Here is a 25,585-nt window from a genome sequence, read left to right on the forward strand (position 1 = left end):
ATAAAGGCTGAACGATGAACTTTTCCTACGTGAATTCGACCCATATTCATTTTGGTCAAGGCCAAATCTCTGCAATCTCACATGCAATTTCAACCGACCAAAAAGTACTCGTGATATACGGTGGCGGCTCAATCAAGCGCAATGGCGTATTCGACCAAGTGTCTGATGCATTGAAGCATCACCAATGGATCGAGTTTTCTGGTGTTGAAGCGAACCCAACCGTTGAAACGTTAGACAAAGCTGTTGCTTTGGCAAAAAAAGAAGATGTGGATGTGATCCTTGCCGTGGGTGGAGGATCGGTTATTGATGGTTCAAAATACGTCGCTGCGGCCGCTCAATATGAAGGCCAAGGTTGGGACATCTTAATGGGCAAGCACCAAGTGACAGAAGCACTGCCGATAGGCGTGGTACTAACGTTGCCTGCAACTGGATCTGAATCGAACATGGGTGCAGTGATCACTAAAGCCGAAACCCAAGATAAACTTCCGTTCATGTCACCTGCGGTGTTGCCTGCATTTGCAGTACTCGACCCTGACGTGATGAAGTCATTACCAGAGCGCCAACTTATTAATGGTTTGGTGGATGCGTGGGTACATATCTGCGAGCAATACATCACTGCGCCCGCTGGAGCAATGGTACAAGATGGATATGCAGAAGCCTTACTCAAAAACTTAAACGTGTTAGCGGGTGAGTTTGACAAGCGCGACAACGATGCTTGGCGTGCAAATTTAATGTGGACGGCAAACCAAGCGTTGAATGGTTTAATTGGTTCTGGTGTAAGCCAAGATTGGGCAACCCATATGATTGGTCATGAATTAACGGCTTTATATGGTGTGGATCATGCACGTTCGTTAGCGGCTGTGCATTCATCTCTGTTACGCAACCAAATGCAATACAAACGCGCCAAACTGGAACAAATGGGACAAAACGTGTTTGGGCTAGCACCATCGCCGGAATTGGCTGAACAAACCGTAGAATATATTGAACGGTTTTATGAAAGCTTGAATGTTGCGACTCGCTTTACCGAATATAAAGGCGAAAAATCTGACGCGATTAATGCCATTATGGGACAACTTGAGCTGCACGGTATGTTGGCGCTGGGTGAAAACCAAGCGATCACCTTAGACCACTCTCGTCAAATATTAGAAGTGGTGGTTGAATCATCAACCTTGTAACCCGACCTTGGTAAAGACGAAAACAGCCCCCTTTATGCGGGCTGTTTGTTATCTTGCCATTGATCTTTGATGCGTTGCACTGCAACGACTCGGCGTGTTGTGAGTGCTTCTCGAATTGCCGGCCCTTTGATACCCTCAGCGATGATTTCTTGAACATCGACGGCATGAGCTGCACGATAACATTCACGCAGATATTGACCTTGATGATACGGAATATCTTCAAAATTTAACCGCCCTCGATGGTCCGCTTCACAGGCTGTCAAAAACAAATCGTATCGCTCAGGTTTTCTCCAAGCATCGCATTGGTTAAGCATTTTAACCACTGTATCCGCTCTTAGCTCGTAGCAACGATGAACCTTACCGTGTAATTCTCCCACTAAAAGCGCCAGCTCTCGGTGATCATTGGGTAACTTAAAACGATCACAAATGTCGTTGATCAGCGGTAATCCAAGCATTTCATGCCCGTGATGAGACGGCCATTTTGATGAATCAGTAATGGCTTTACCGAGATCGTGTACCAAAGCGGCAAAACGCACGCTGCTAAGCGGCGTTAATTTGGCTGCTTGTTCAAGCACCATCATCACATGCACGCCGGTGTCGATTTCTGGGTGCCACCGCGCAGGATTAGGCACCCCATAAAGGGCGTCTAGTTCAGGAAATAGTACCTTGAGTGCATCACATTGGCGCAGCACGTCAAAGTAAACATGAGGGTACTTGCCTTCAAGGCTCCGTTGGGTTTCATTCCAAACTCGTTCCGCAGTCAAGTGACCAAGCTCGCCACTGTGAGCCAGTTGTTGCATCAGTGTCAATGTTTCAGGTGCGATGCTAAAGCCATATTGATGATAGCGAGCCGCAAAGCGAGCCACACGCAACACTCGAAGCGGATCTTCTACAAAAGCATCCGATACATGCCGAAGCACGCGTTGTTCCAAGTCGACTTGCCCGTTGTACGGATCGATGATGGTGCCATCATCGGCCATTGCCATCGCGTTGATGGTCAGATCGCGACGCTGAAGATCTTGCTCTAGCGTCACATCGGGGCTCGCATGCACTTCAAATCCAGTGTAGCCATGCCCTGATTTTCGCTCTGTGCGGGCTAAGGCGTGCTCATCATGTGTTTTCGGATGCAGAAATACCGGAAAATCCTTGCCAACCTGCTGGTAGCCTTGGCTTAGCATGTCTTCTGGTGTTGCTCCTACAACAACCCAATCACTGTCGTGATAGGGGTAATTTAATAATTTGTCGCGGACGGCGCCGCCCACCAGATAGATTTGCATTGAACCTCTCCCTTACTCTAAGTGAAAGCCTATCACTTGCATTCAAAGGGTGACAACCCGAACCAATGGCGAATTGCGTCCAAGTGCCCTTTGACATCAGTGGTGTCAGGCGATACCTTGACGCCACTAGTAGCGTTTGGTTGTCCCAATGTATACCGAATTTTTTGGCTTATCTGAGGTTCCGTTCTCTATTGCACCGGACCCTGCCTATTTGTTTTTGAGTGAGCGACATCGCGAAGCGTTGGCGCATTTAACCTTTGGCTTTAATGACACGGGCGGATTTGTCCTACTTACAGGAGAAGTGGGCACGGGCAAAACAACTGTGTGCCGTTGTTTGCTGGAGCAGCTTCCGGAAAATACCAAAACCGCATTTATCTTGAATCCGGCACTAGATGCGCGTGAGTTGATGGCGGCTATTTGTGATGAGCTCGGGCTTCCATACGACGCCCATAAAGACACCATTAAAACCTTCTTTGATAGCATTCGTGACCATTTGCTAGAGCAACATGAAGCGGGCGAAAACGTGGTGCTGATCATTGATGAAGCTCAGCATCTAAGACCCGAAGTACTCGAGCAACTGCGTTTGCTGACTAACTTAGAGACGAACAAGAAAAAACTGCTCAAAGTCATCTTGATTGGCCAGCCTGAACTTCAAGAGCTGTTGCGCCAACGCGAGTTGCGGCAATTAGCCCAGCGCATTACCGCGCGATACCACCTGCTGCCTCTGTCGCGTGAGGATGTTGTGCACTATGTGCAACACCGCCTGAAAGTCGCAGACTGTCAGCGTCCGATCTTTACGCGTAGCGCGTTAACTCAATTGCATCGGCTTTCTGGTGGTGTTCCACGGTTGATCAATCTGTTATGTGATCGGGCTATGTTGGCGGCATATTCGTCGCAACAATGGCAAGTGGATGGCAAGTTACTCAAAGCCGCAGCGCGTGAAGTGCAAGGGTTGGAAGAAAACACCTCTGAGCGAAGCAATATTCTATGGCACGCCGTTGCCGGAATTGCAGCGCTTGTGGCCGTCGGCATGGTGGCATGGTCGTTTTGGCCTCAAGCTAAAGTCGCCCCGGTAATTGTTGAAGAGCACACAATACCTGAATGGCATGAAGTGGCAGCCTCAAGCCGCAGTTTACCCGAAGGGTTCCGTGAAATTGCTGCTGTGTGGGGCGTGCAACAACCCCGTTCTGATTGTCAGAGTTTACGCGGTTATGGTTTAAAGTGTTTGTGGAGTCAGGCGACGTTGGCGCAACTGATTGCCTTTGATCACCCGCTGCTGTTGAAACTCAAAGATGATAAAAATTTGCAGTTCTATGCTGTGCTCGTGGCGCAAGATGGTGTCAACGTGCTGCTGCATTCTGGGGGGCAACAGCTTAAAACGAGTATGCAATGGTTGGAGTCTCATTATCAGGGGTCTGCCGTGGTATTGTGGCAACCTCCGGAAGGCTATGTGGGCGCGATTGGTAACAATGCGTTGCCATCGCAAGTTCAATGGCTGGAAACTCAATTGAGCTTTTTACAAGGCCAAACACCTCGGCCCCTTCGTAAATTTGATGGTCAGTTGTCAGAGCGTGTGCGTTGGTTCCAATTGGCCAATAACTTAGAGCCTGACGGTATTGCGGGTGAGAAAACTATTATTCAGTTAAACGCGGCAATGGATGAAGCACCATCTATCACACAGAGGGAAATCTAATGTCCTACATTTTAGACGCCCTTAAGCGTAATGCGAGTGATGCTGAAGTCGGGCATGTGCCCAGTATTCACACTCAAAGTGGTGTGGCGAGCAAGGCCTCTGCTCAACGCTTTGTATGGCCGATTGTGAGTTTGGCATTGGTTGTTGCAGCCATTGCCTCAGCGTTAATTTTGCAGCCTTGGAATCGCCAATCTCCTGAGGCAGAAGTGATTGTTGCTGATGTGCCGCCAACAGATGTGGAATTGCTGGGGTCGGTAGATTACAGCCAATACCCAGCGCGCGCTAAAGTCGTCATTGCTGCAGTGCGAGTGCCGCAACCTGAAACTCATACTCAACCTTTGCCCAGTTCACCCGTGTCAGCCGGCATTGCAAACGGCGAGCGTAAGGCGCAAGCGATCGTTGAGCCTAAAGTTGATCATGATTCTGACTTAGACCGCGGCACAGGTGAAGCAAAACGTTTATCGGGGTCAGAGCTAGAAGCATTATTTAATCAAGCTGTGAGTGCTACTATTAGTGATAATCCGAAATCGATGGTGCGCCAAGATTATCAAAGCGTTGAACCGCTCACACGAAAGCCTCAGAGCTACCAAAACCAAGTGCCGAGTATGAATTTTAATGCACATTCGTATTCGTCAGATGTGCAAAAACGCATGATTAAAGTCAATGGCTCCGAGCTGCGAGAAGGCGATTGGATTGGCAATGATGTTCAAGTGCAGGCTATTTTGCCAGACCGAGTGATACTTGAAATGCAGGGCCAGCAATTCACTTTACCAGCGCTGACCGACTGGTAATTGATGTGTTCTCAGAGGAGACCGCCGTGGCAGAATATCAAGGCAGTTGTCATTGTGGAGATGTCACATTTAAGTTTGTGGGTGAACTCATCACCAAAGGACTCCGCTGTAATTGCTCTTTGTGTGCCCGCAAGGGCGCGGTGATGACAACATACGCTCTTGCTCCTTCTGCGCTTCAAATTAAGGGCAAGACCGAAGCGCTCGCCACTTATACGTTTGGATCTGAAATTGCCAAACATCACTTTTGTAAGCGCTGCGGTATTTACACATTTCATCAAACGCGAAGCAAACCGGGTCAATATCGCGTTAATCTCGGCTGTGTTGATGGTGTCGACTCTAGCCGAATCCCTTTTGACATCTTTGATGGGGCATCTTTGCCGTGACTGAAGTGGTGCGCAAGCCCGCGTCAAATGCCGTTAAATGGTCGGTTACCTTTTTACTGATTGTATGTTTTGCTGTTGCATTGGGGCGCGTCCACTATTGGATTCTAATTTTATATCTGGTGTTGAGCTTATTAGCTTTTGCTATGTATGCCATTGATAAGTCGGCTGCTAAAAAAGATCGATGGCGCACCTCTGAAAAAACACTTCACTGGGTCGCGCTGTTGGGAGGCTGGCCGGGGGCTCTGATCGCTCAACAAACCTTGCGCCACAAAACTCAGAAACGTTCGTTCCGTATGTTGTTTTGGGCGACAGTTGTGGTTAATGTTATTGCATTTATCGGCTTAACCACACCAACAGGCATGTATTATTGGCATCACATCATGGTGTAGTGAATGCATGGATATGGAAACGCCGCTTTTACACGGCGTTTTTGTTGTTCATTGACACTGGCCTTGGTTAAGCATCGCCAAGCGTTAATAGCGTGGCATTACCGCCAATGGCTGTGACGTTGTTGGTAATGGTTTTTTCCGTTGCGAAGCGCAATAGATATTGCGGCCCTCCCGCTTTGGGGCCTGTGCCTGAAAGCCCTTGCCCACCAAAGGGCTGCACGCCTACCATAGCTCCAATTTGATCGCGATTGATGTAGACGTTGCCGACGTTAATGCGCTGTGCAATTTGTTGGGCTCGACCTTCATTGCGACTGTGAATACCTAGCGTTAAACCAAAACCTGTGCCGTTAATGGAGTCGACGATTTTGTTGAGCTCTTTTGCTTTAAAACGAACCACATGCAAGATCGGGCCAAACTGTTCTTCAGAGAGCTGTTCGATGCCTTCGATCTCGATGGCGGTCGGTGGCACAAAATAGCCCTGCTGAGCATCGGCGGCAAGAGGCGTTTGATAAATCAACTGACCTGATGTTGTGATTGCCTCGATATGAGCCAGCAGTTTTGTTTGAGCGGCTTGGTCAATGACGGGGCCTAAGTCGCTGCTGTAGTGGCTAGGGTGGCCCACTTTTAGTTCCGCCATCGCGCCTTTAAGCAGCGTGATCACACGATCAGCAATATCTTCTTGTACATACATGACACGCAGTGCAGAGCAACGCTGCCCTGCGCTCGCAAAAGCTGAATGAACGGCATCTGTCACCACTTGTTCAGGCAACGCGGTGCTATCAACAATCATTGCATTCTGCCCGCCGGTTTCAGCAATGAATGGCACAATCGATCCGGTGCGCGCTGCCAGCGTTTGGTTGATCCGCATCGCCGTATTGGTAGAGCCTGTGAATACAACACCGGAAATGCGTGGGTCGCTTGTTAAGGTGTTGCCGACGGTGGCACCGTCACCACAGATCAGTTGAACTACATCGGTTGGGAATCCTATTTCGAACATGAGTTCAAAGGTTCGGGTGGCAATTAAACTGGTTTGTTCAGCCGGCTTTGCGACCACTGTATTACCGGCGGCAAGAGCCGCTGCAATCTGACCAATAAAAATGGCTAACGGGAAGTTCCAAGGGCTAATACAAGCGAATACACCGCGCCCACTGAAGCCCAATATATTGCTTTCTCCAGTAGGGCCAGGCATGACCATGGGATTGCAAAACTTCAATTCCGACTGACGGGCATAATATCGACAAAAATCAACTGCTTCACGGACTTCATCGATGGAGTCTTGCAGTGTTTTTCCGGCCTCTCGAACGCACAATGCAATCAACTCAGATTTGTTTTGCTCCAAACTGTCGGCTAGACGTAGCAGCAACCAAGCGCGTTGCTGAACGGGTGTATGTTTCCATCCAGGAAAAGCTGAATACGCAACTTCAATGGCCTGTGAAACTTGTTGTGCGTCGCTGTCATTCACCTGTCCGACAATATCTGAATGTAACGCTGGGCTTTGAACGTCTCGATTTTTTTGGCCAGTAGACTTACCATTGATCATGCTTGCACCTTGCCATTGGTGCGTTTGCCATTGTGCTAAAGCTTCGTAAAAAGGTTGGCTCATTGCTGCGATATGAAGGTTGGTGCCAAGCGAATTTTTGCGATCTGAGAAGATGTTCGGAGGCAGCGGGATCTTGTCATTGGCGAGCGTGTTTTTATCGCGCAAATGCAACACAGGGTGGCCGGATAACTCTCGGGCAGGAACTTTGGGATCCATTAACTTGTGTACAAACGACGTATTGGCACCGTTTTCCAGCAGGCGGCGAACCAAATATGGCAGCAAATCTTTGTGGTTTCCTACAGGGGCATAAATTCGGCAGTGAATACTTGGATATTGCTTGAGTACCAAGTCATAAAGTTCTTCGCCCATGCCGTGTAGCCGTTGAAATTCAAATTCACGCTTGCCTGCCATGTCGATGATGCTAACTACGGTGTGAGCATTATGAGTGGCAAACTGCGGGTAGATATTGCCTCGCGTATGGTCTGACAATAAAAAGCTCGCACAGGCCAAGTAAGACACATCTGTGTTCGCTTTGCGAGTAAACACAGGATAGTAGGGCAGGCCTAAACTTTGAGCTAGTTTGATTTCGGTATCCCAGTAAGCGCCTTTCACCAAGCGAACGGGTATTTCGTCGCCTTGCTGGTGGCTTAGCGCATTGAGCCAATGAAGCACTGGTAACGCGGCTTTAGAGTAAGCTTGCACGGCCATACCGAGATGTCCCCAGCCTTTAACATTGTCATGTTGATAAAGGCGTTGAAATACCGCAATCGCTAACTCTTGGCGGTCGGCTTCTTCAGCGTCTATGGTGATGCCAATATCTAGTTCTCGACCACGTTTAATCAGCGGTAGTACATCATCGATGAGTTCGCGCATCACGCGAGACTTTTGTGCAACTTCATAGCGTGGGTGCAATGCCGAGAGTTTTATTGAAATTGTGGCAGATTTGGGATGAGATTTATCTTTTTGTGCCTGTTCAGCCGCGCTTTCGATAGCTTGCATATAGGCCTTTAAATAGAAGTTTGAATCGTCTTGAGACAAGGCCGATTCGCCCAGCATATCAAACGAGTGCCAATATCCTTGTCTTCTGTTTTCAGTGGCTGCTTTTAAGGCATTTTTAATGGTGGTGCCTAGGACAAACTGCTTGCCCATGATTTTCATTGCGGCATACATGGCTTGGCGCACAATGGGTTCGCCAAGTTTGCCCACCAGGCGGTTGAGTAATTTATCTGGTTTATCGTCTATGGCGCTGGAGGGGCTTATGACTTTACCTGTCAGCATTAACCCCCAAGTTGAAGCGTTTACAAATACAGAATCGCTGGCTTTGAGATATTTAGTCCAGTCGGTGGTGCTGATTTTATCGCGGATCAAGGCGTCGGCGGTCTCGGCATCGGGAATGCGAAGCAAGGCTTCTGCGAGACACATTAAGACAATACCTTCATGGGTGTCGAGACTGTATTGTTGCAAGAAGGCATCTAAGCCATCGCCGGAATTATCAGTTCGAACTTGTTCGACTAATTGTTCGGCTCTTTTGCACAGAGAAAGAAGTTGAACGTCATCATCCGGCAACATACTGAGTAGATGTTGCACAGTACTGCTCTCGTCGAGCAGGTAATGTTCGCTTATATTTTGCTTTAACGTTTCTAGATCGGAATCGATCGGGGCATTGGTCAGCCAGTATTTATTGTCGCTCATGATGAGACCTCTCTGCTACTGCAAGTACACGTAATCATAGTCAGCCCTATACGGGCTGAACTGTTATTGAACGTTCTTGAGAGCAGAGATTGGGAACAGGCGGCCCAATGATCGACTAACTTTTTATGACTTTGAAATTACATCCAGTTGTCTTGGCGTTTTTTTCTGCGAGGCAGGAATGAAAGGATTAGCCCTAACAATACACCGCCGCCAGCGACAACACCGCCATTGACGAACCATTGCATTTCAATTTCGTCAGTGTAGTTGCTTAAACGTTGTTGCAATACATCGCGTTCTTTTTGCACCTCAACTAACGTACCTTGATGCGTTGAAGATTGCTCTTGCAGATTGGCGATGACGTCGTTTAAGCGACTCACTTCTTGTTGTTCAGTTGTTAGTTGGGATCGCACTTGGCTCAGTTGCTCAGTTAATGAGTCTATTCGCTGGCTTCGGCTTTCACCTTTCGATATATGCTCTGCTTCAATCCATCCTTCACGGTCTTTACCGTCGCGAATTTGAACGAACTCACCGTCCTCGCTGGTGTTTAGCAAGACTACTGGTGATGATGAATTAACACTACCGAGAATCCGAAATTGCTTACCCGGCCCTCTGTGCATATATGTGTACAAATTTTCGCTAATAAAATAACCGCTTTCTTCCGCGTTAACTGAAGCAGGTACAACGGTAGACAAAGCCAATAAGGCTGTGAAGCATGCTGAGTAAATAGATTGTTTCATATGCGTTACGACGAGTTGATTTCCATTCAATGCTAGGAAGTTGTCAGCAGAAATACAAGAGGGAGCATACGCTCCCTCTCACAAATAGCCCAGCACATGGTATATGCCGATGATTCGGACTACAAGATTACACGCCGAATGCAGCTCTCAATAAGAAGAAGAATACAATCGACAGACCAGCACCTGCTGGGAGAGTTACAACCCAAGATACAACAATATTGCGAATTACGCCTAAATTCAAAGCCGCAATTCCGCGCGCCAATCCAACACCGAGCACAGCACCAACGAGGGTTTGAGTGGTTGAAATAGGTAAGCCTGTACCTGATGCAATCACAACCGTTGAGGCCGCCGCAAGTTCAGCCGCAAAACCTCGGCTAGGTGTTAGGTGGGTAATGCCTTTACCGATGGTCGCAATCACGCGGTGGCCAAAAATAGCCAAACCAGCAACGATGCCCACAGCGCCTAATGGAAGAATCCACCAAGCAAGTGCGGCCTTACTGCCAATTTCGCCTTCACTGTTCACAATGCTTACTACCGCTGCCAATGGACCGATTGCGTTTGCAACATCGTTTGAACCATGAGCAAACGCCATACAACATGCTGTGAGAACCATGAGTACTGCGAAGATGCGCTCTAAGTTCTCGAACATGGTGTGGCGATCGGCTTTTTCGTCTAGTTGCAGTCGGCCTATAACAATAGAGCCGACGATGCCAACAACTACTGCAATGGCGATGGCTAATCCATAGGCTTCAGCATTATCAAAGTGTAAGCCAATGTGCTTCAGGCCTTTTTTAATCGTCACCAAAGACATAACAAAACCAGCAAAGGCCATGTACATAGGCACGTAGCGTTTGGCTTGGCGGATTGGATTGTCAGTATCGAAAATGAGCTTTTGTGCCGATTGGAATATAAGATACGCCAGTACGCCGGAAAGGGCAGGAGTCACAACCCAGCTTCCAACAATGCCACCTACTTTGCCCCAGTGTACACTTTCAACCCCAACACCGACGGCTGAAAAGCCAACGATTGCACCGATAATGGAGTGCGTTGTAGAAACGGGCCAGCCTAAATAACTCGCGGCAAGCAACCACACGCCTGCTGCAAGCAATGATGCGATCATACCGAATACGAGTAACTCGGGGCTGTTTGTAAAGTAGCCCGCATCAATAATGCCTTTTCGAATAGTACTAGTAACTTCGCCACCTGCGAGGTAAGCACCGGCAAATTCGAAAATCATCGCAACAATAATCGCTTGCTTAATTGTGAGGGCTTTCGAACCTACCGAAGTTCCCATTGCATTAGCAACGTCATTTGCACCGATACCCCACGCCATGAAAAAGCCAACAGTTGCGGCAATTATAATGAGTAGTGGACCGTGCTGAATGAGTACGTCGACCATGATGTATCCTTAAGTTATAACGTCTTAATATTTTTAATTAGAAGCGAGAAAGCATTTGTTCGAGTCGGCTACCAGCAGAATCTGCGCTGTTGGCAATATCACCTGCTAACTCAAATACTTTGTATAAAAACATGACATCGATCGGGTTCATGTCAGATTCTAAGCCCATCAATTTGCGACGTAATAGAATTTGCATGTGGTCTGTGTCATCTTCGATTTTGTCGAGCTCGGCCACCATGTTTTCAACAAGGTTGACTTCGCGTCCGGCAAAACCTGTTTCAAGTAAATCATCAAGCTCATTCACGGCTTTTCGCGCTTGCTCTACAGCATCGATACAACGTTTGATATAGGCCATGAAATCTTCAGCAATAGGTTCGGGTATTTCTAGGCAGCGTCCTAAAATTCGGCCTGAAACGTCTTTGGCTCGGTTAGCCATTTTGTCTTGCTGGGAGAGCAAATTAAGCATGTCAGTGCGTTCTACCGGCATGAAAATTCCGGCTGGGAGTCTGCTTCTGGCTGAAGCTTTAAGGGCGTCAGCTTCCTTTTCTTTCATCGATACGTCATTGTGGCGCGTCGAGGCGAGTTCCCAGTCCTTTGCGAATGCAGCTTCAAAAAACGGTATTAAAGCTTCGCAGCAAGAGTGAACTTTATTAATATGTTCTACGAGTGGTTTGATCGGCGACTGCGCAAACACGCCCAGAATGTTGGAAAATGGCATAAATGATGTTCCTTAACCAATGACGACGATAATTTTGCGGGCATGGTAACGAAAACATGCCCACCTTGGTATTAAAAAAATAAGACAAATTCAAATGAATGATAGCTGCCGCGGGCAGAAACATTCGTCAATCAGCGAAGATAGGCATGGATACAGAGATAGAATTAAAGCTTTTAGTGGCGTCTGAAGACTTATCAAATCTGACCGATTGGATGAATTGTCGTTCTGAGCTCGTTAATTTTTATGAACGAGAGCTAGGAAATATTTATTTTGATACGAGAGATCGGCAATTGCGTAGCATGGATTGTGGATTGAGAGTTCGAACCGTTGATGGCCGCTCAGAGCAAACTTTAAAAACAGCGGGAAAAGTCATTGGTGGCTTACATTCTCGCCCCGAATACAATATTCCCATTGATGGTAGACGGCCGGACTTGTTCCTATTCGAACGTGATATTTGGCCTGAGAATACCGATATATCCACGCTGCAAAATTCACTTCAGCCGCAATTCGAAACCAATTTCAAGCGTAAAACCTGGTTACTTAGTTTTGCCGACGATGCCATCATCGAGGCGGTATTGGATGTGGGACAAGTGAGCGCTGGGGATGATTCTTTGCCCATTTGTGAAATGGAATTTGAACTGGTTAAGGGGGCTCCAAGCTTGTTGTTCCAATTTGCAAAAGAGCTCAGTCAGCATTTTAGTATCCGTTTAGGCCAGTCAAGCAAGGCAGCCCGAGGCTATCGCCTCATGGACGGGGCTCCCGATTTATCGGCTCAGCCTTTGCCTGTGCTGGCATTGGATAGAAACACCAATATTGAAGCGTCTTTGGTGACTTTGGTGGGAGCGGCTGTGAAGCATCTTCAAACCAATGAAGATGTATTTGTCGCAACCCATGATATTCGCGCCCTTCAAGAGGTGCGGCATGGTCTACTTTGGCTGCTGCAAATTCGACATTATTTGTCGAATGTTTTAAGTGACGAATCACTGATGCCATTGGGGCTAGCAAAACCTTGGCTGCTCAAACTAGGCTGGGTTTCTGACGAAATGTATCGGGAGCAGATCTTGGCAGAAAAACAGCGTTATATGAAACGCCTTGACGATAAGCCTTTGGTGCGAAAAAGCTTACGCAAGGGTGGCAGTGAAACTCAACGTCTAGAAGCACAAGCGATGTTTGTCAGCGCCGGTTACAGCCAATGGTTTTTGGATTTGAGCCAATGGCTTGTGTGCCATGGTTGGCGTTCTGAAGGCGAAGCCCAGCCTGAACTTGAAGCGCCTATTGCCGAGTTAGCGCGACACGTACTCGACCATTCGTTACAGCATGTTAAAGAACGCTTTCCGATTCACGAGTCACTAAGCGCGGAGCATTATGCTGATGGCTGTGAGCGCTTAGAGCGCTCCTTGCTCAGCGGCAACTGTTTCAGACGCATGTTTGATGAAGATGCTACTACTGGCTATCGTGGCCCTTGGCATGACATGCTCAAAGGCTGCCAAGAATTGGCTTTATTGAAGTTTTTAGAACAATTTACAGTGCAACTTGAACTGACTGAACGTAAAGCGTTTGAACGATGGCTGCATCGCAAGCGCAAATCATGGGTTGAGTTAGTGGAGCAAAGCAAACAGTCTGCACTATCAATGGACGCTTATTGGCGCTAGTAGCGTGTTGTTTTCACAAGGAATCTATCATGGCTATATCGCCACTCGAATATTCTGATTTAACACCTGAAATTCAAGAGTACGCTCAAAATCAGTGGCTTAAATTTGAAGACAAAGCCGCCCCGCTCGATGTTTCCACCATAAAAAGCGAACTTACCTACGCGTTCGCACTGTCTGATTTTATCTATGAGTCGTTTTATGCTGTTCCTCAGCAGGCGGTTGAGTGGCTGCAAACAGGATCATTTGAGCAAGCCGTAACCACCCTGCGCATTCATGATGAAATCGCCACAGCGCTTGAAAGCGTTGACTCTGAAGCGTCTTTAATGGCTGCGCTGCGTCGAATGCGTCGGAAAATTCAGAGTCATATCATTTGGCGCGACATGATGGGCCTAGCCTCATTGGATGAAGTGCTTGAAGCAACATCAGCCTTGGCTGATGAAGCCATTCTTCAGGCTCGAGATTGGTTGCAGCATAGTTTGGAGCAACGTTGGGGCGTTCCAACAGGGCGCTCAGGCAGTCGGCAAACCATGTTCGTGATTGGCATGGGCAAGCTTGGAGGATGCGAGTTAAACGTTTCTTCTGATGTGGATTTGATTTTTACTTACTCCGAAGCTGGAGCCACGAAAGGTGCACGCAAAGAGCGTGACAACCAAGAATTTTTTATTCGCTTAGGCCAACGGCTTATTAATGTACTGAATCAAACCACGGTGGACGGTTCTTTGTTTGTGGTGGACATGCGCTTGCGCCCTTTTGGCGATAGCGGACCTTTAGTGATGCCGTTTTCTGCGTTTGAAGATTACTACCAGCATCATGGCCGTGAGTGGGAACGGTATGCCATGGTTAAGGGCCGAGTTTTGGGGCCTAAAAGTGAGAGTCAACAAGAACTGGCTCAGCTATTACAGCCATTTGTATATCGCCGCTATATCGATTTTTCTGCCTTTCAATCATTGCGTAAAATGAAATTGCTGATTCAGCAAGAAGTCAAGCGGCGCCAACTCGATACCAATATTAAACTGGGAGCAGGAGGCATTCGAGAAGTTGAGTTTGTAGCGCAATCACAACAGCTAATTCGAGGTGGCCGAGAGCCCGAATTGAGAGTTAGAAACTTGCTGCAAACACTGGCAACTATCGAGCAGTTCGAGATCCTCCCAGACACAAACGTAACTCAGTTGGCAGAAAGCTATCGCTACCTCCGTAAACTAGAGCATATGCTGCAAGGCATTGCCGATGAACAGACTCAAACCCTACCGGCAGACGCGTTTACTCAATCGCGCATTGCCGCGGCAATGGGTCACGCTCAATGGCAAGACTTACTTGCTGAGCTTGCTCAAGTGCGCGGCTATGTGCATCAGTGCTTTGATGAAGTGATTGGTGAGCAGCCCGGCGAACAGCAGCCACCACAAAGTACGCTCAAAGCTATGCCGTTGTGGCCTGCGGTGTGGGAGGACAGCTTGGTTGAGTCCGCTTGCGAAGAACTTGTGACTGAACATTCACGCGATTTCTATATTGCACTGCAAAACTTCTACGACAAGTCGCATAAACGGCAATTGGGGCCACGTGGTCGAGACGCGCTTGAACATTTGATGCCTAAGTTACTTGGTTGCGTTTGTGAATTAGCGCAACCAGCTCAGCATCTTGCGGCAATTCTAGGGGTGATTGAACCGATTTTGACCCGCGCCACTTACCTCGAATTATTGGTGGAAAGTGAGCAGGCATTGGCGCAGTTAGTGTTGCTCTGTTCAAGCAGTGGTTGGATTGCCTCGGAGCTGGCTCGTCATCCTATGTTGTTGGATGAGTTGCTCGACCCCGCTCAGTTGGTAGACACCACTGAACTGGATGCATATCAAGATGAATTGCGTCAATTCATGTTGCGTGTGTCTGAGGACGATTTAGAGCAACAAATGGAAGGCTTGCGCCACTTTAAGCAAATTCAACAACTTCGTATTGCTGCTGCTGATGTCACTGGAACTTTGCCTGTCATGAAGGTGAGCGATCACTTAACTCGTTTGGCAGAGGTGTTGTTAGGTTTTTGTATTCATGCAGCATGGTCGCAACTCAAAGAACGCTTTGGCACCCCCGAAGGGGTCAATCAGGTGGACGAATGTTTGTCAGTCATTGGTTATGGCAAGCTTGGCGGTTTGGAGCTCGGGTACGGTTCTGATTTAGATATTGTGTTCTTTCACCTCGTACCTCGTGGTTATACCAACGGAGCGAAGTCGATTGATACTGGCCAGTTCTTTGCCAAACTTGTACAACGAGTCAGTCATATTATGACTACGCGAACTCACTCTGGTGAATTGTACGAAATTGACTTAAGGTTGCGCCCCTCAGGTGCATCGGGTGTATTAGTTACGCATTTAGATGGCTTTGCCAATTACCAACGTGAAGAAGCGTGGGTGTGGGAGCATCAAGCACTCGTGCGCGCCAGAGCTGTATTTGGTCAGCACAATTTACTCAGCGCATTTGCTGACATTCGTCAGCAGATTTTGTGTTTACCACGAGTGGCCGAAGATCTTGCTCAAGAGGTCGTGAAGATGCGCCACAAAATGCGTGACCACTTGGGGTCGAATGACGCCGATGTGTTCGACTTAAAGCAAGACGCAGGTGGTATTGCTGATATTGAGTTTTTAGCCCAATTTTTGGTGCTTAATTTTAGCAATAAGCAACGGGTACTGTCTGATTGGCCGGATAATGTCAGAATATTTGAAACCGCTAATTCACTTAATATATTGAGCGATGAGCAGTCACAACAATTGACTCACGCTTACATTAGTTATCGCAATCGAGGTCATCGTCTGGCGTTGCAATGCGAAAAAGCCAAAGTGCCTAATTCGGAGTTTTTGAATGAAAGAGAGCAGGTCAAAACAATTTGGCGTTCGTTTTTTAATGATGCTGAGCAGCGTTTGCTTGAGTTGGAGCGCACTGTCGAATGAATGTCAGCATGAACTAAGCGAAGAGCGCTTTGACTATGTTGTTCAAGTGGAGTTAACCGGTTCATGTTCACGAGGAATGTATGTGTTAGGGGTCAAAGCGCCCCAAGGACAGCAGCAAACACTTTACCAAGCCTATACAGCGGCGATTAGCGGATTGTGGTTAGAGCGGCTAACGGGGCAGAGCGCCCCCGACATTGTTATGACGGCAGAGTTCAATGGTAAGCTTGAAAAGCTACAAGTGTTTAGCTGGAAAGAGGGTTACTACAGTGAGCGTTGGCTAGAGCCGCCTTCGGCAGAACAACTTTCAGGATATGTGGGGCAAGACAAGGTGTATGTGCGTTGGAATACGCTCGTGCGGCAAATCAAAACCAAAAATTGGGAAGGCGAAAGTTGGCGGCGTTTAGTGTATGACTTTGCTAAAGAGCGTTGGCAAACTGATACGTCATCCGAAGAAGAGGCTCAGTAACGCGAAGGCATTGAACGTTCGGGCCTGGTTTTGAAACGTCGATGTACCCACAAATATTGGCTAGGACATTGACGAATATTCTGCTCAATCACCGCGTTAATACGCGTTGTATCAACAATTTCATCGCCGGCCGGAAAGTTTTCGAGTGGCGCTTGAAGCACCATCTTATAACCTGAATTATCTGCTTTTCGATACTGCATAAATGGCACTACCACGGCATTGCCTTTGTCCGCTAAAGGTCCGGCAGCAGGAGTGGTTGCTGTATCTTCAATGCCAAAAAACGGCACAAATATGGATCGCCGAGGCCCCAAATCTTGATCCGGGGCATACCAAAGACGCTCGCCTTTCTTCAGCGCGCGAAACGCAGCTCGAATATTATTTCGATCGAGCATGCCTGCGCCCGTGCGTGAACGGCCGTTGTATTGGAAATATTCCAACACGAGGTTTTTGTTGGGGCGATATAAGCCATTGGCGTGATGCAGTTCAGCAAACATGCGGCATCCCACTTCTAAATTCATCATGTGGCAGGCCAACATCAACATACCCTTGTTGTTATTGAGTGCGTTTTGGATGTGCTCGTCGCCCTCAAAGTCAATGAGTTGAAGGATTCGTTTTCGGCTCCAAAACCAAGCAATGCCTGTTTCCATGAGCGAAACACCCGCTTCTTTGAGGTTTTGTTCCACTAATTGATGTTGTTCTTGGACTGACAGTTCAGGGAAACATAATCGAATATTGGTGGCCGCAACATGCCGACGGCTTTTTAGAATGCGACCCGCCAACCAACCCACGCCTAATCCGAATTGAATAATCCAACGAAATGGCATCTGAACAATGAGCCAAAGTACGCCATAGCCACACCAAATAGGCCAATATTTGGGGTGGAGCATCTTTAGTTGGAAGTCACCAGGCGATTTATTGGGCATTGAATGGATGATCTATCAGTTTGTTATCCCGCTAGTTTAGCGGAGAGCTGCGCTCTGTGAAAGTCACACGCAGGGGGATCTGATTTGAAATCCTATGTTAAACTGTGCAAGTCATTTCTTGTCAGAGATATTCATGAAATTAACCTTGCCTGATTATTCAACAGCCCGAGTTGTGGTTGCTGGTGATTTAATGTTGGACCGCTATTGGCAGGGACCAACGAGCCGTATTAGCCCTGAAGCACCGGTGCCTGTTGTGAAAGTTGAACAACTGGATGACCGTCCAGGTGGAGCCGCCAATGTTGCATTGAATTTGGCGGCATTAACGGTCCATACCGAGCTGTTAGGCATGACCGGAAAAGATGAAGCGGCAGACGCACTTGGCACCGCTTTGTCCGGTGTGGGAATTGCCACTCACTTTCAGCAAGTCGGGCATTGCCCCACCATCACAAAACTTCGCGTTTTGAGCCGCCATCAGCAGCTCATTCGATTAGATTTTGAAGACAACTTTGCTGAAGTCGATGCGTCGCCGTTGTTGGCTGATTTTGAAACTGCAATTCAAGGTGCGGGTATTGCGATTTTATCCGACTATGCCAAAGGTGCCCTCAGCCAGGTCAGCGAGATGATTGCCATCGCCAAGCGCAATGGTATTCCTGTGCTGGTAGATCCTAAAGGAAGTGAGTTCGAAAAATACCGAGGCGCAACGTTAATGACGCCGAATTTAAGTGAATTCGAGCTTGTCGTTGGGTGCTGCAACACTGAACAAGAACTTGTTGAAAAAGCGCATGCACTGCGACAGGAATTAGAGCTTGATGCGCTACTAGTGACGCGCGGAGAGCAGGGCATGACACTGATCACTGCCGATCAAGCGGAACTGCACCTTCCAGCCGTAGTGAAAGAAGTGTACGACGTGACAGGCGCTGGCGACACAGTGATCTCGGTACTTGCCGCATCACTTGCAGCAGGGGCAAGCATGCCAGCATCGTGTGCGTTGGCTAATATTGCTGCAGGGATAGTGGTGGGTAAGCTTGGCACGTCAACAGTTTCTCAAATGGAGCTTGCGCAAGCCATTGCAGAGCAATCTGAATCAGGTTTTGGCGTAGTCACTGAGGAACAATTACGTTTTGCCGTGGTGCAAGCCGCAGCGCGAGGCGAAAAAATCGTCATGACTAATGGTTGTTTTGACATTCTTCATGCGGGTCATGTTTCGTACTTACAAGCCGCCAGAGCATTAGGGCATCGATTAATTGTTGCAGTCAATGCCGATGATTCAGTGGCTCGTTTGAAAGGACCTGGGCGCCCAGTGAACCCCTTGGAACGCCGAATGGCGGTACTCGCAGCTTTAGGCGATGTGGATTGGGTTGTGCCATTCACGGAAGACACGCCGGCTCGCTTAATTGGTGAAGTATTACCGAATGTTTTGGTGAAAGGTGGTGACTACACTCCTGAGCAGATTGCCGGTGCTGATGCCGTTTGGGATAACGGCGGAGAGGTGACAGTACTGCATTTCGAGGATGGCTGTTCGACGACTCAAATTATTGATCGAATTCGACAACAAAACCAAGATTAATGAACGAGTATAGGCATATATGTTGTTGAATTAAAATAAAAAAAGGAGCGCTAAGCGCTCCTTTTTTTACGAGGTAACCCGCAAGATTAATTGGTTGGCTGTTGGGGGCGCGTTAAGCCGTTATTCACGAGTTGAATATCGCTTTCGCTTAGAGTTCCGGCTGCGAGCTTGAGGTTAAGTACCGCAAGGATATAGCTGTAGCGTGCATCTGATAATCGGCTACGTGCGTCGTACAAGTTTCTTGTTGAATCTAATACATCAACAATTGTACGCGTACCCACTTCGAAACCTGCTTCTGTGGCTTGCAATGAACTTTCACGTGAAATAACGGTTTGCTCAAACGCTTTCACCGCACTGATTGTGGCGTTGACGTCGTTGTACGAGTTAATCACATCGCGCATGGCCGCGCGGTATGTTTCATTCAACTTTTCGCTTGCGTTCACGAAGTTTGCTCGTGCGACTGCTGTTCGAGCACTTGTAGCGCCACCGGTGTAAATCGGTAAGTTCATCTGAACGCCGATGACGTTGTCGGTGTAGCTACTCTTATTATCAATATTGTCATAGTCGGTGTCAGAGAAATTCATCTGCGCGAACAATGAAAACGTTGGCCAGTGGCCCGAAGAGGCTAAATCAATGTCTTGGCGAGCAATATCGACACCCAGTTGCTGAGCAATCACTTGCAAATTCTTTTCACTTGCCATGGTCTGCCAAGCGTCAGATTGCGTCGGCTCTGGCTGCACCGGAGAAAAACGCTCAGTATTGAGAACGTTTAAGTCTTTGTGATACATGCCTGTAATTTCACGCAAACCTTCGTAGCTGTTATCAAGTGTATTTAAGGCAACAATTTCATCAGCCACAGATTGGTCGTATTCTGCCTGCGCTTCGTGTACATCAGTAATGGCGGTTAAACCCACGGCAAAACGTTGTTTGGTTTGCTCTAATTGACGCGCAATAGCGCGTTTTGTGGCCTGAGCAAATTCAACCTGGTCCATTGCAGACAATACCGCAAAGTACGCATCGCTCACGCGAAGCATTAGCCCTTGCAGCTCTGCTTCATAAGCGGTTCCAGCTTGGCTTGCTACTTTTTCAGCGCGATCTAAACCTACCCAGTTAGAGCGGTCGTAGATGCTTTGGTTTAAACCCACCTGCGCACCACCGTTGTCTTGTTCGCGAATATCGCGATTGCTCGACAGTGCGGAATAATCAGCGGTTAAACTAATTTGAGGTAATAGCGGAGCACGACTCACGCTTACAGCTTCCATAGCGGATTTTTTAGCGGCCAGAGATTGCAGCAGCACAGGATCTTTTTCTAGAGCCTTTTGATAGATTTGATAAAGGTCGTCAGCAAATGAACTCGTGCTGGCAATAGCAAGTCCCAATCCAATGGTCAGTGCGCGAAGTTTATGTGTCATAGATGCGATCCTGTTCCTGACAATTTGTTGTGTCTAAATTTTGTTATATCTAAATATAGCTTTGTGTAGACAAGTGTATATGATTTTTAAGATTTATTATGACGCGATTTGTTTAAATCCCCTACAAACAAAGTGTAAATATTTTTTTGCTAACATGCTTTTAACGCCTTACTAATCCGAATTGGAGTTTTTATTGATGGTAGCGTCTGAATTTGACAAAAGTGATGTTGAGATTGTCCGTGTTGAAAAAATGTCGGAAGGCTTTTTCACGATGAACAATTACATGTTGAAGCATCGATTGTTTGCTGGTGGATGGACACCGGTGATGTCACGCGAAATGATGGAACGTGGTCATGCAGCGGCATTATTACCGTACGATCCGGTTCGCGATGAAGTGGTAATACTCGAACAGTTTCGCTTAGGTGCGGTGGCAACGAGCGATCATCCGTGGTTGTTGGAACTGGTGGCAGGAATTATTGAGCCGGGAGAAACCGCAGAAGGTGTTGCTATTCGTGAAAGTGAAGAGGAGGCGGGATTAACGGTTGTGCAGACTGAACTCATCTGTTCGTATTTGCCTAGTCCAGGTGGTTGCAATGAACGATTGACACTGTTTGCAGGACACGTAAATAGCTCAAATGCTGGCGGATTGCATGGTCTCGCATCTGAACATGAAGACATTAAAGTACATTGTGTAAGTCGGCTGGAAGCCATGAATTTGTTACAAAATGGAAAAATAGACAATGCGGCCACCATTATCGGGTTACAATGGTTAGCATTGAATCATGAACGAATACGACAACAATGGCATCCTACGTCTCGTTGAATAAAAAGCGTTACATTCCTGACTTAGCCGAGTTGCAGGCTTGCTGCACCCGCAATTACGTCAGTTTGGATCGCCTGCTGCTTGGCTTGGGAAATGAAACATCGTTGGTGTTCGGTCATGATGGAGAGCAAAAAGTCACGTTAACTGTTGTTGAGCTGGCGCGTTACACCACCACCATTGAAATTAGTCAAAATAAAGCTCTAGGGCCCAGTTACATTAAACCATCAATGGAAGTACGCATGTATCACGATGCCCGAATGGCAGAAGTGTTAAGCAGTCAGCAGATCTCAGGTGTTCGCGCACGCTATGATTATCCTAATAGTCGGATGCATCAAAGAGATGAAAAAATACAAATAAACAGATTTCTAGCTGAGTGGCTGAGTTTTTGCTTTGAACATGGCATTAAACCGACAAACGTATTTAATAACAGTTTGAGTTGATTGGTAACATTTTGAATAATCAGGAATTTCTGGCTTTGGCTGAGTCGGCTTCTGATGCGCTAAAGGTTCTTCAAATAACGGACACGCACTTATTTGGGGATCCAGAAAAGGACTTACTTGGTTTAAACACCCGAAATAGCTTTCGGGCAATCCTAGATAGCGTAAAGAGCGACAACCAGCATTTTGATTTAGTCGTTGTCACCGGAGACATATCGCAAGACGATAGCCCGGCATCTTACCAAGCGTTTGCTGATGAAATTGCATCGCTGAACAAACCTGTCGTTTGGTTGCCAGGCAATCATGATGATGGTTTGATTATGCCCGACCTACTCAGTGCCGCACCGCTTTCATCGGTGAACCGAGTGTGCGCCGGAACATGGCAATTGCTGATGTTAGATTCTCAAGTTCGAGGGTTCACCTTTGGTGAACTTGAATCGAAGCAGCTTGAATTTGTGTCTGACTGTCTTGAGCAAAACCCCGACTTATATACCCTTGTTTTTGTGCATCACAATCCGGTGCCTGTGGGCAGTCGCTGGCTTGATCAGCACCGTATGAAAAATGGTGAAACACTACTGCAGCAGTTAAGTCGTTTCCCGAATGCACGTGGCGTGGTTTGGGGGCATGTGCATCAAGATTGGGTGCAGCAACGTGAGCAGCTGCACTTAATTGCGACTCCTTCGACTTGTATCCAGTTTAAACCGCGCTCTGAGCAGTTTTCGTTAGACAAACGTCCGCCGGGGTATCGCTACATTACGCTCGCGCAAGATGGCCAATTGTCCACGGAATTAAAGCGCCTTGCCGACAACGCGTTTGTGCCGGACTTGAAAGCTCAAGGCTACTGATGGCCTTGCATCACGTCGTTTATTTACATGGCTATATGAGCTCTGATCTGTCTTACAAAGGGCAATCGACTCATAAAGCTGCAGCCGCGTTTCCTAGCGTCAAAGTACACACGCCCTGCCTGAGCGATTACCCTCGACAGGCAATGCAACAAATGCATGGTCTGATTGATGATATTCTTGAACAAAGTCAGCCGGTTGGGTTAATTGGTTCATCCTTGGGTGGTTTTTACGCGCACTATCTGGCGGAATGTTATGGCTTGTCCGCTGTATTGATTAACCCCGCGGTAGAGCCTTACGACTTGTTGAGCGACATGTTAGGCGTGAAGACCAATCCATACACCCATGAAAGAGTTGAGCACACGGCTGAACACATGGATCACCTCAGAGCTCTCGAGCGACCCGTGACTGGACGTTCAAGGTTGCAAGTGCGACTGCAAACAGGTGATGAAACCTTAGACTACAAAAACTCAGTGCGTTACTTCGAACAAAGTGATGTGCGAGTGGAGCAAGGCGGCGACCATGCCTTTCAAGGTTATGCGGAGCAATGTCCCGAAATCATAAGATTTTTATTGGCGAGCGGGTCAGCAGTTGACTTTGCATGAGCCTTTTTGAACTATAACCTCACCGAGAACGAACATCCCAGAGATGTCTGAATATTATGTCTGAGCAATATACTTCCGATGCCATTGAGGTGCTTTCAGGGTTAGATCCTGTCAAACGCCGTCCCGGTATGTACACAGAAACGACCCGACCCAATCATCTGGGTCAGGAAGTAATCGACAACAGTGTGGATGAAGCCTTGGCCGGCCATGCCTCCAAAATCGAAATTGTATTGCACGCCGACCAATCACTCGAAGTGACGGATGATGGTCGCGGAATGCCGATCGATATCCACCCTGAACACGGGGTGTCAGGCATTGAGCTTATTTTATGTAAGCTTCATGCGGGCGGTAAATTCTCGAATAAAAACTACCAGTTTTCTGGTGGTTTACATGGTGTGGGCATTTCGGTTGTGAATGCACTCACTAAGCGTCTTGAAGTGAGTGTGCGTCGTGATGGTCAAGTTCACGAAATTGCCTTTGAAAATGGTGAAAAAGTTCAAGAGCTGACCGTAACAGGTACCTGTGGCAAACGAAACACTGGGACAAAGGTTCATTTTTGGCCTGACGCCAGCTATTTCGACTCCGGTAACTTTAGTGATTCGAGACTCCGTCATTTGTTGAAAGCCAAAGCGGTATTGTGTCCTGGCTTGCAAGTTAAATACGTCAATAAAGTCAACAATGAAACCATCGAATGGTGTTACCAAGATGGCTTAAATGACTATTTAATCGATTCGGTTAAAGAATTTGAATCGCTCCCTGAAACACCTTTTACCGGGTCGTTTGCAGCCGAAGCTGAAGCCGCAGACTGGGCGGTTGTTTGGTTGCCTGAAGGGGGGGAAGCTCCACAAGAAAGTTATGTAAACCTGATCCCCACAGCCTTGGGGGGGACTCACGTCAATGGTTTTCGCAATGGCTTACTTGAAGCCATGCGTGAGTTTTGTGAGTTTCGAAACTTATTGCCGCGAAACGTGAAGTTAACGCCTGACGATATTTGGCTGCGTTGCGCTTATATCTTGTCGATCAAAATGCAAGATCCGCAATTTGCCGGTCAAACCAAAGAGCGGCTGTCGTCACGCCAATGTTCGGCATTTGTGTCTGGAGTTGTTAAGGATTCTTTTAGCTTGTGGCTTAACGAGCACGTTGATTTTGCAGAATCCCTAGCTGAAATGTGTATTAATAATGCACAGCGAAGAATGCGCTCCCGAGCCAAAGTCACGCGTAAAAAAGTTACCAGTGGCCCCGCATTACCCGGTAAATTAACTGACTGTTCGAGTGATGACCCCATGCGAGGCGAATTATTTTTGGTGGAAGGGGATTCAGCCGGAGGCTCAGCCAAACAAGCTCGCGATCGCGAATTTCAAGCCATCATGCCGCTGCGCGGTAAAATCTTAAATACTTGGGAAGTCGAATCCGAACAAATTTTAGCATCACAGGAAGTTCATGACATTGCTGTGGCGTTAGGAATCGATCCGAATTCGTTTGATTTAAGTGGCTTGAGATACGGCAAGATTTGTATTTTAGCCGATGCCGATTCAGATGGACTCCACATTGCTACCTTACTGTGTGCGTTGTTTATGAAGCACTTTAGAACCTTGGTGGAAGAAGGGCACGTATTTGTGGCCATGCCGCCACTTTATCGAGTTGATGTGGGTAAGGAAGTGTTTTATGCGTTGGATGAAGATGAGCGCGAGGGCATTTTAGACCGTATTGCTGCTGAGAAAAAGCGGGGCAAAATTCAAGTGACTCGATTTAAAGGTTTGGGTGAGATGAACCCTCTGCAACTTCGAGAGACCACCATGGACCCCAACACTCGGCGTTTAGTGCAGTTAACAATCGAAGAATTACAACCTACCGAAGAGCTGATGGATATGCTGCTCTCTAAGAAGCGATCGCCTGACCGTAAAATATGGTTGGAGTCGAAAGGTAATTTAGCCAGTATTGATTAACCACCGTCACTCATATTAAGAAAGGGCCTTGCATTCAATGATGTGTTCAAGGGCCTTTAGGGATTTGTCTCTGGTTGCTTTGTCCCTGTTGTGACTTGGCATTTTTGATACAAAGCTAAGCTTTTAGTGTGATGTTAAGCTCACATTGCATGGCAATTGACGATTCAATCTTTCAGCTCTGAAAT

21 protein-coding genes are annotated in these 25,585 nt (G+C 47.5%); 14 read left to right on the plus strand and 7 right to left on the minus strand.

What is annotated here, in order from left to right:
- Positions 1 to 14 precede the first annotated feature (14 nt).
- Complete coding sequence (locus NAF29_RS11930) at positions 15 to 1,175, plus strand: iron-containing alcohol dehydrogenase (protein ID WP_251261808.1); 1,161 nt, start codon at positions 15 to 17, stop codon at positions 1,173 to 1,175.
- Between the two features lie 32 nt (positions 1,176 to 1,207).
- Here NAF29_RS11930 and NAF29_RS11935 read toward each other — a convergent pair whose 3' ends face one another.
- The gene (locus NAF29_RS11935) at positions 1,208 to 2,452 is read right to left on the minus strand and encodes a multifunctional CCA addition/repair protein (protein WP_251261809.1); all 1,245 of its coding nucleotides are present in this window, start codon (positions 2,450 to 2,452) and stop codon (positions 1,208 to 1,210) included.
- A gap of 148 nt (positions 2,453 to 2,600) precedes the next feature.
- Here NAF29_RS11935 and NAF29_RS11940 point away from each other — a divergent pair, with 148 nt between their 5' ends.
- Genes NAF29_RS11940 through NAF29_RS11955 form a run of 4 tightly spaced genes read left to right on the plus strand, consistent with a single transcriptional unit; the run spans position 2,601 to position 5,708 of the window.
- Complete coding sequence (locus tag NAF29_RS11940) at positions 2,601 to 4,145, plus strand: ExeA family protein (protein ID WP_251261810.1); 1,545 nt, start codon at positions 2,601 to 2,603, stop codon at positions 4,143 to 4,145.
- The gene (locus NAF29_RS11945) at positions 4,145 to 4,936 is read left to right on the plus strand and encodes a general secretion pathway protein GspB (protein WP_251261811.1); all 792 of its coding nucleotides are present in this window, start codon (positions 4,145 to 4,147) and stop codon (positions 4,934 to 4,936) included. The genes NAF29_RS11940 and NAF29_RS11945 overlap by 1 nt, the downstream gene beginning before the upstream one ends.
- Before the next feature lie 26 nt (positions 4,937 to 4,962).
- Positions 4,963 to 5,319, plus strand: coding sequence for a GFA family protein (locus NAF29_RS11950; RefSeq protein ID WP_251261812.1), 357 nt, complete (start codon positions 4,963 to 4,965; stop codon positions 5,317 to 5,319).
- A complete protein-coding gene (locus NAF29_RS11955) occupies positions 5,316 to 5,708 on the plus strand; it encodes a DUF1294 domain-containing protein (protein ID WP_251261813.1) in 393 nt (130 codons plus the stop codon). The genes NAF29_RS11950 and NAF29_RS11955 overlap by 4 nt, the downstream gene beginning before the upstream one ends.
- Positions 5,709 to 5,775: 67 nt before the next feature.
- Here the strand turns inward: NAF29_RS11955 and putA are convergent, their stop codons facing one another.
- From putA to NAF29_RS11975, 4 genes are all read right to left on the minus strand, one after another.
- Complete coding sequence (gene putA / locus NAF29_RS11960) at positions 5,776 to 8,940, minus strand: bifunctional proline dehydrogenase/L-glutamate gamma-semialdehyde dehydrogenase PutA (RefSeq protein ID WP_251261814.1); 3,165 nt, start codon at positions 8,938 to 8,940, stop codon at positions 5,776 to 5,778.
- A gap of 137 nt (positions 8,941 to 9,077) precedes the next feature.
- Positions 9,078 to 9,677: a TIGR04211 family SH3 domain-containing protein gene (locus NAF29_RS11965; RefSeq protein WP_251261815.1), complete on the minus strand. Its 600-nt coding sequence runs from the start codon at positions 9,675 to 9,677 to the stop codon at positions 9,078 to 9,080.
- Between the two features lie 127 nt (positions 9,678 to 9,804).
- A complete protein-coding gene (locus tag NAF29_RS11970) occupies positions 9,805 to 11,076 on the minus strand; it encodes an inorganic phosphate transporter (protein WP_251261816.1) in 1,272 nt (423 codons plus the stop codon).
- 37 nt (positions 11,077 to 11,113) lie between these two features.
- Complete coding sequence (locus NAF29_RS11975) at positions 11,114 to 11,794, minus strand: TIGR00153 family protein (RefSeq protein WP_251261817.1); 681 nt, start codon at positions 11,792 to 11,794, stop codon at positions 11,114 to 11,116.
- 98 nt (positions 11,795 to 11,892) lie between these two features.
- Between NAF29_RS11975 and NAF29_RS11980 the strand changes: the two genes are divergently transcribed.
- Genes NAF29_RS11980 through NAF29_RS11990 form a run of 3 tightly spaced genes read left to right on the plus strand, consistent with a single transcriptional unit; the run spans position 11,893 to position 16,845 of the window.
- Positions 11,893 to 13,446, plus strand: a complete 1,554-nt coding sequence (locus NAF29_RS11980) for a CYTH and CHAD domain-containing protein (RefSeq protein WP_251261818.1) — start codon at positions 11,893 to 11,895, stop codon at positions 13,444 to 13,446.
- 29 nt (positions 13,447 to 13,475) lie between these two features.
- A complete protein-coding gene (gene glnE / locus NAF29_RS11985; protein ID WP_251261819.1) occupies positions 13,476 to 16,379 on the plus strand; it encodes a bifunctional [glutamate--ammonia ligase]-adenylyl-L-tyrosine phosphorylase/[glutamate--ammonia-ligase] adenylyltransferase in 2,904 nt (967 codons plus the stop codon).
- Positions 16,354 to 16,845, plus strand: a complete 492-nt coding sequence (locus NAF29_RS11990; RefSeq protein WP_251261821.1) for a hypothetical protein — start codon at positions 16,354 to 16,356, stop codon at positions 16,843 to 16,845. The genes glnE and NAF29_RS11990 overlap by 26 nt, the downstream gene beginning before the upstream one ends.
- Here NAF29_RS11990 and lpxL read toward each other — a convergent pair.
- Positions 16,839 to 17,768 carry an LpxL/LpxP family Kdo(2)-lipid IV(A) lauroyl/palmitoleoyl acyltransferase gene (gene lpxL / locus NAF29_RS11995; RefSeq protein ID WP_251261822.1) on the minus strand — a complete coding sequence of 310 codons (930 nt, stop codon included), beginning with the start codon at positions 17,766 to 17,768 and terminating at the stop codon, positions 16,839 to 16,841. The two genes, NAF29_RS11990 and lpxL, sit on opposite strands and share 7 nt — an antisense overlap.
- 133 nt (positions 17,769 to 17,901) lie before the next feature.
- Here lpxL and hldE point away from each other — a divergent pair, with 133 nt between their 5' ends.
- A complete protein-coding gene (gene hldE, locus NAF29_RS12000; protein WP_251261823.1) occupies positions 17,902 to 19,335 on the plus strand; it encodes a bifunctional D-glycero-beta-D-manno-heptose-7-phosphate kinase/D-glycero-beta-D-manno-heptose 1-phosphate adenylyltransferase HldE in 1,434 nt (477 codons plus the stop codon).
- Positions 19,336 to 19,421: 86 nt separating this feature from the next.
- Here the strand turns inward: hldE and tolC are convergent, their stop codons facing one another.
- A complete protein-coding gene (tolC, locus tag NAF29_RS12005; RefSeq protein ID WP_251261824.1) occupies positions 19,422 to 20,747 on the minus strand; it encodes an outer membrane channel protein TolC in 1,326 nt (441 codons plus the stop codon).
- Between the two features lie 196 nt (positions 20,748 to 20,943).
- Between tolC and nudF the strand changes: the two genes are divergently transcribed.
- From nudF to parE, 5 genes are read left to right on the plus strand one after another with little or no spacing between them, the layout of a single operon-like run.
- Entirely contained in the window at positions 20,944 to 21,570 is a 627-nt protein-coding gene (nudF, locus tag NAF29_RS12010; protein WP_251261825.1) for an ADP-ribose diphosphatase, read from the plus strand.
- A complete protein-coding gene (locus NAF29_RS12015) occupies positions 21,549 to 22,010 on the plus strand; it encodes a DUF1249 domain-containing protein (RefSeq protein ID WP_251261826.1) in 462 nt (153 codons plus the stop codon). Before nudF ends, NAF29_RS12015 begins: the two co-directional genes overlap by 22 nt.
- 11 nt (positions 22,011 to 22,021) lie before the next feature.
- Positions 22,022 to 22,852: a 3',5'-cyclic-AMP phosphodiesterase gene (cpdA, locus tag NAF29_RS12020; RefSeq protein WP_251261827.1), complete on the plus strand. Its 831-nt coding sequence runs from the start codon at positions 22,022 to 22,024 to the stop codon at positions 22,850 to 22,852.
- Positions 22,852 to 23,454 (plus strand): YqiA/YcfP family alpha/beta fold hydrolase, encoded by a 603-nt coding sequence (locus NAF29_RS12025; protein ID WP_251261828.1) that lies wholly within the window; start codon positions 22,852 to 22,854, stop codon positions 23,452 to 23,454. The genes cpdA and NAF29_RS12025 overlap by 1 nt, the downstream gene beginning before the upstream one ends.
- A gap of 56 nt (positions 23,455 to 23,510) precedes the next feature.
- Complete coding sequence (parE, locus tag NAF29_RS12030; protein ID WP_251261829.1) at positions 23,511 to 25,400, plus strand: DNA topoisomerase IV subunit B; 1,890 nt, start codon at positions 23,511 to 23,513, stop codon at positions 25,398 to 25,400.
- Positions 25,401 to 25,585 lie beyond the last annotated feature (185 nt).

Origin of the sequence: Echinimonas agarilytica (assembly GCF_023703465.1) — a bacterium.
Lineage (GTDB): Bacteria > Pseudomonadota > Gammaproteobacteria > Enterobacterales > Neiellaceae > Echinimonas > Echinimonas agarilytica.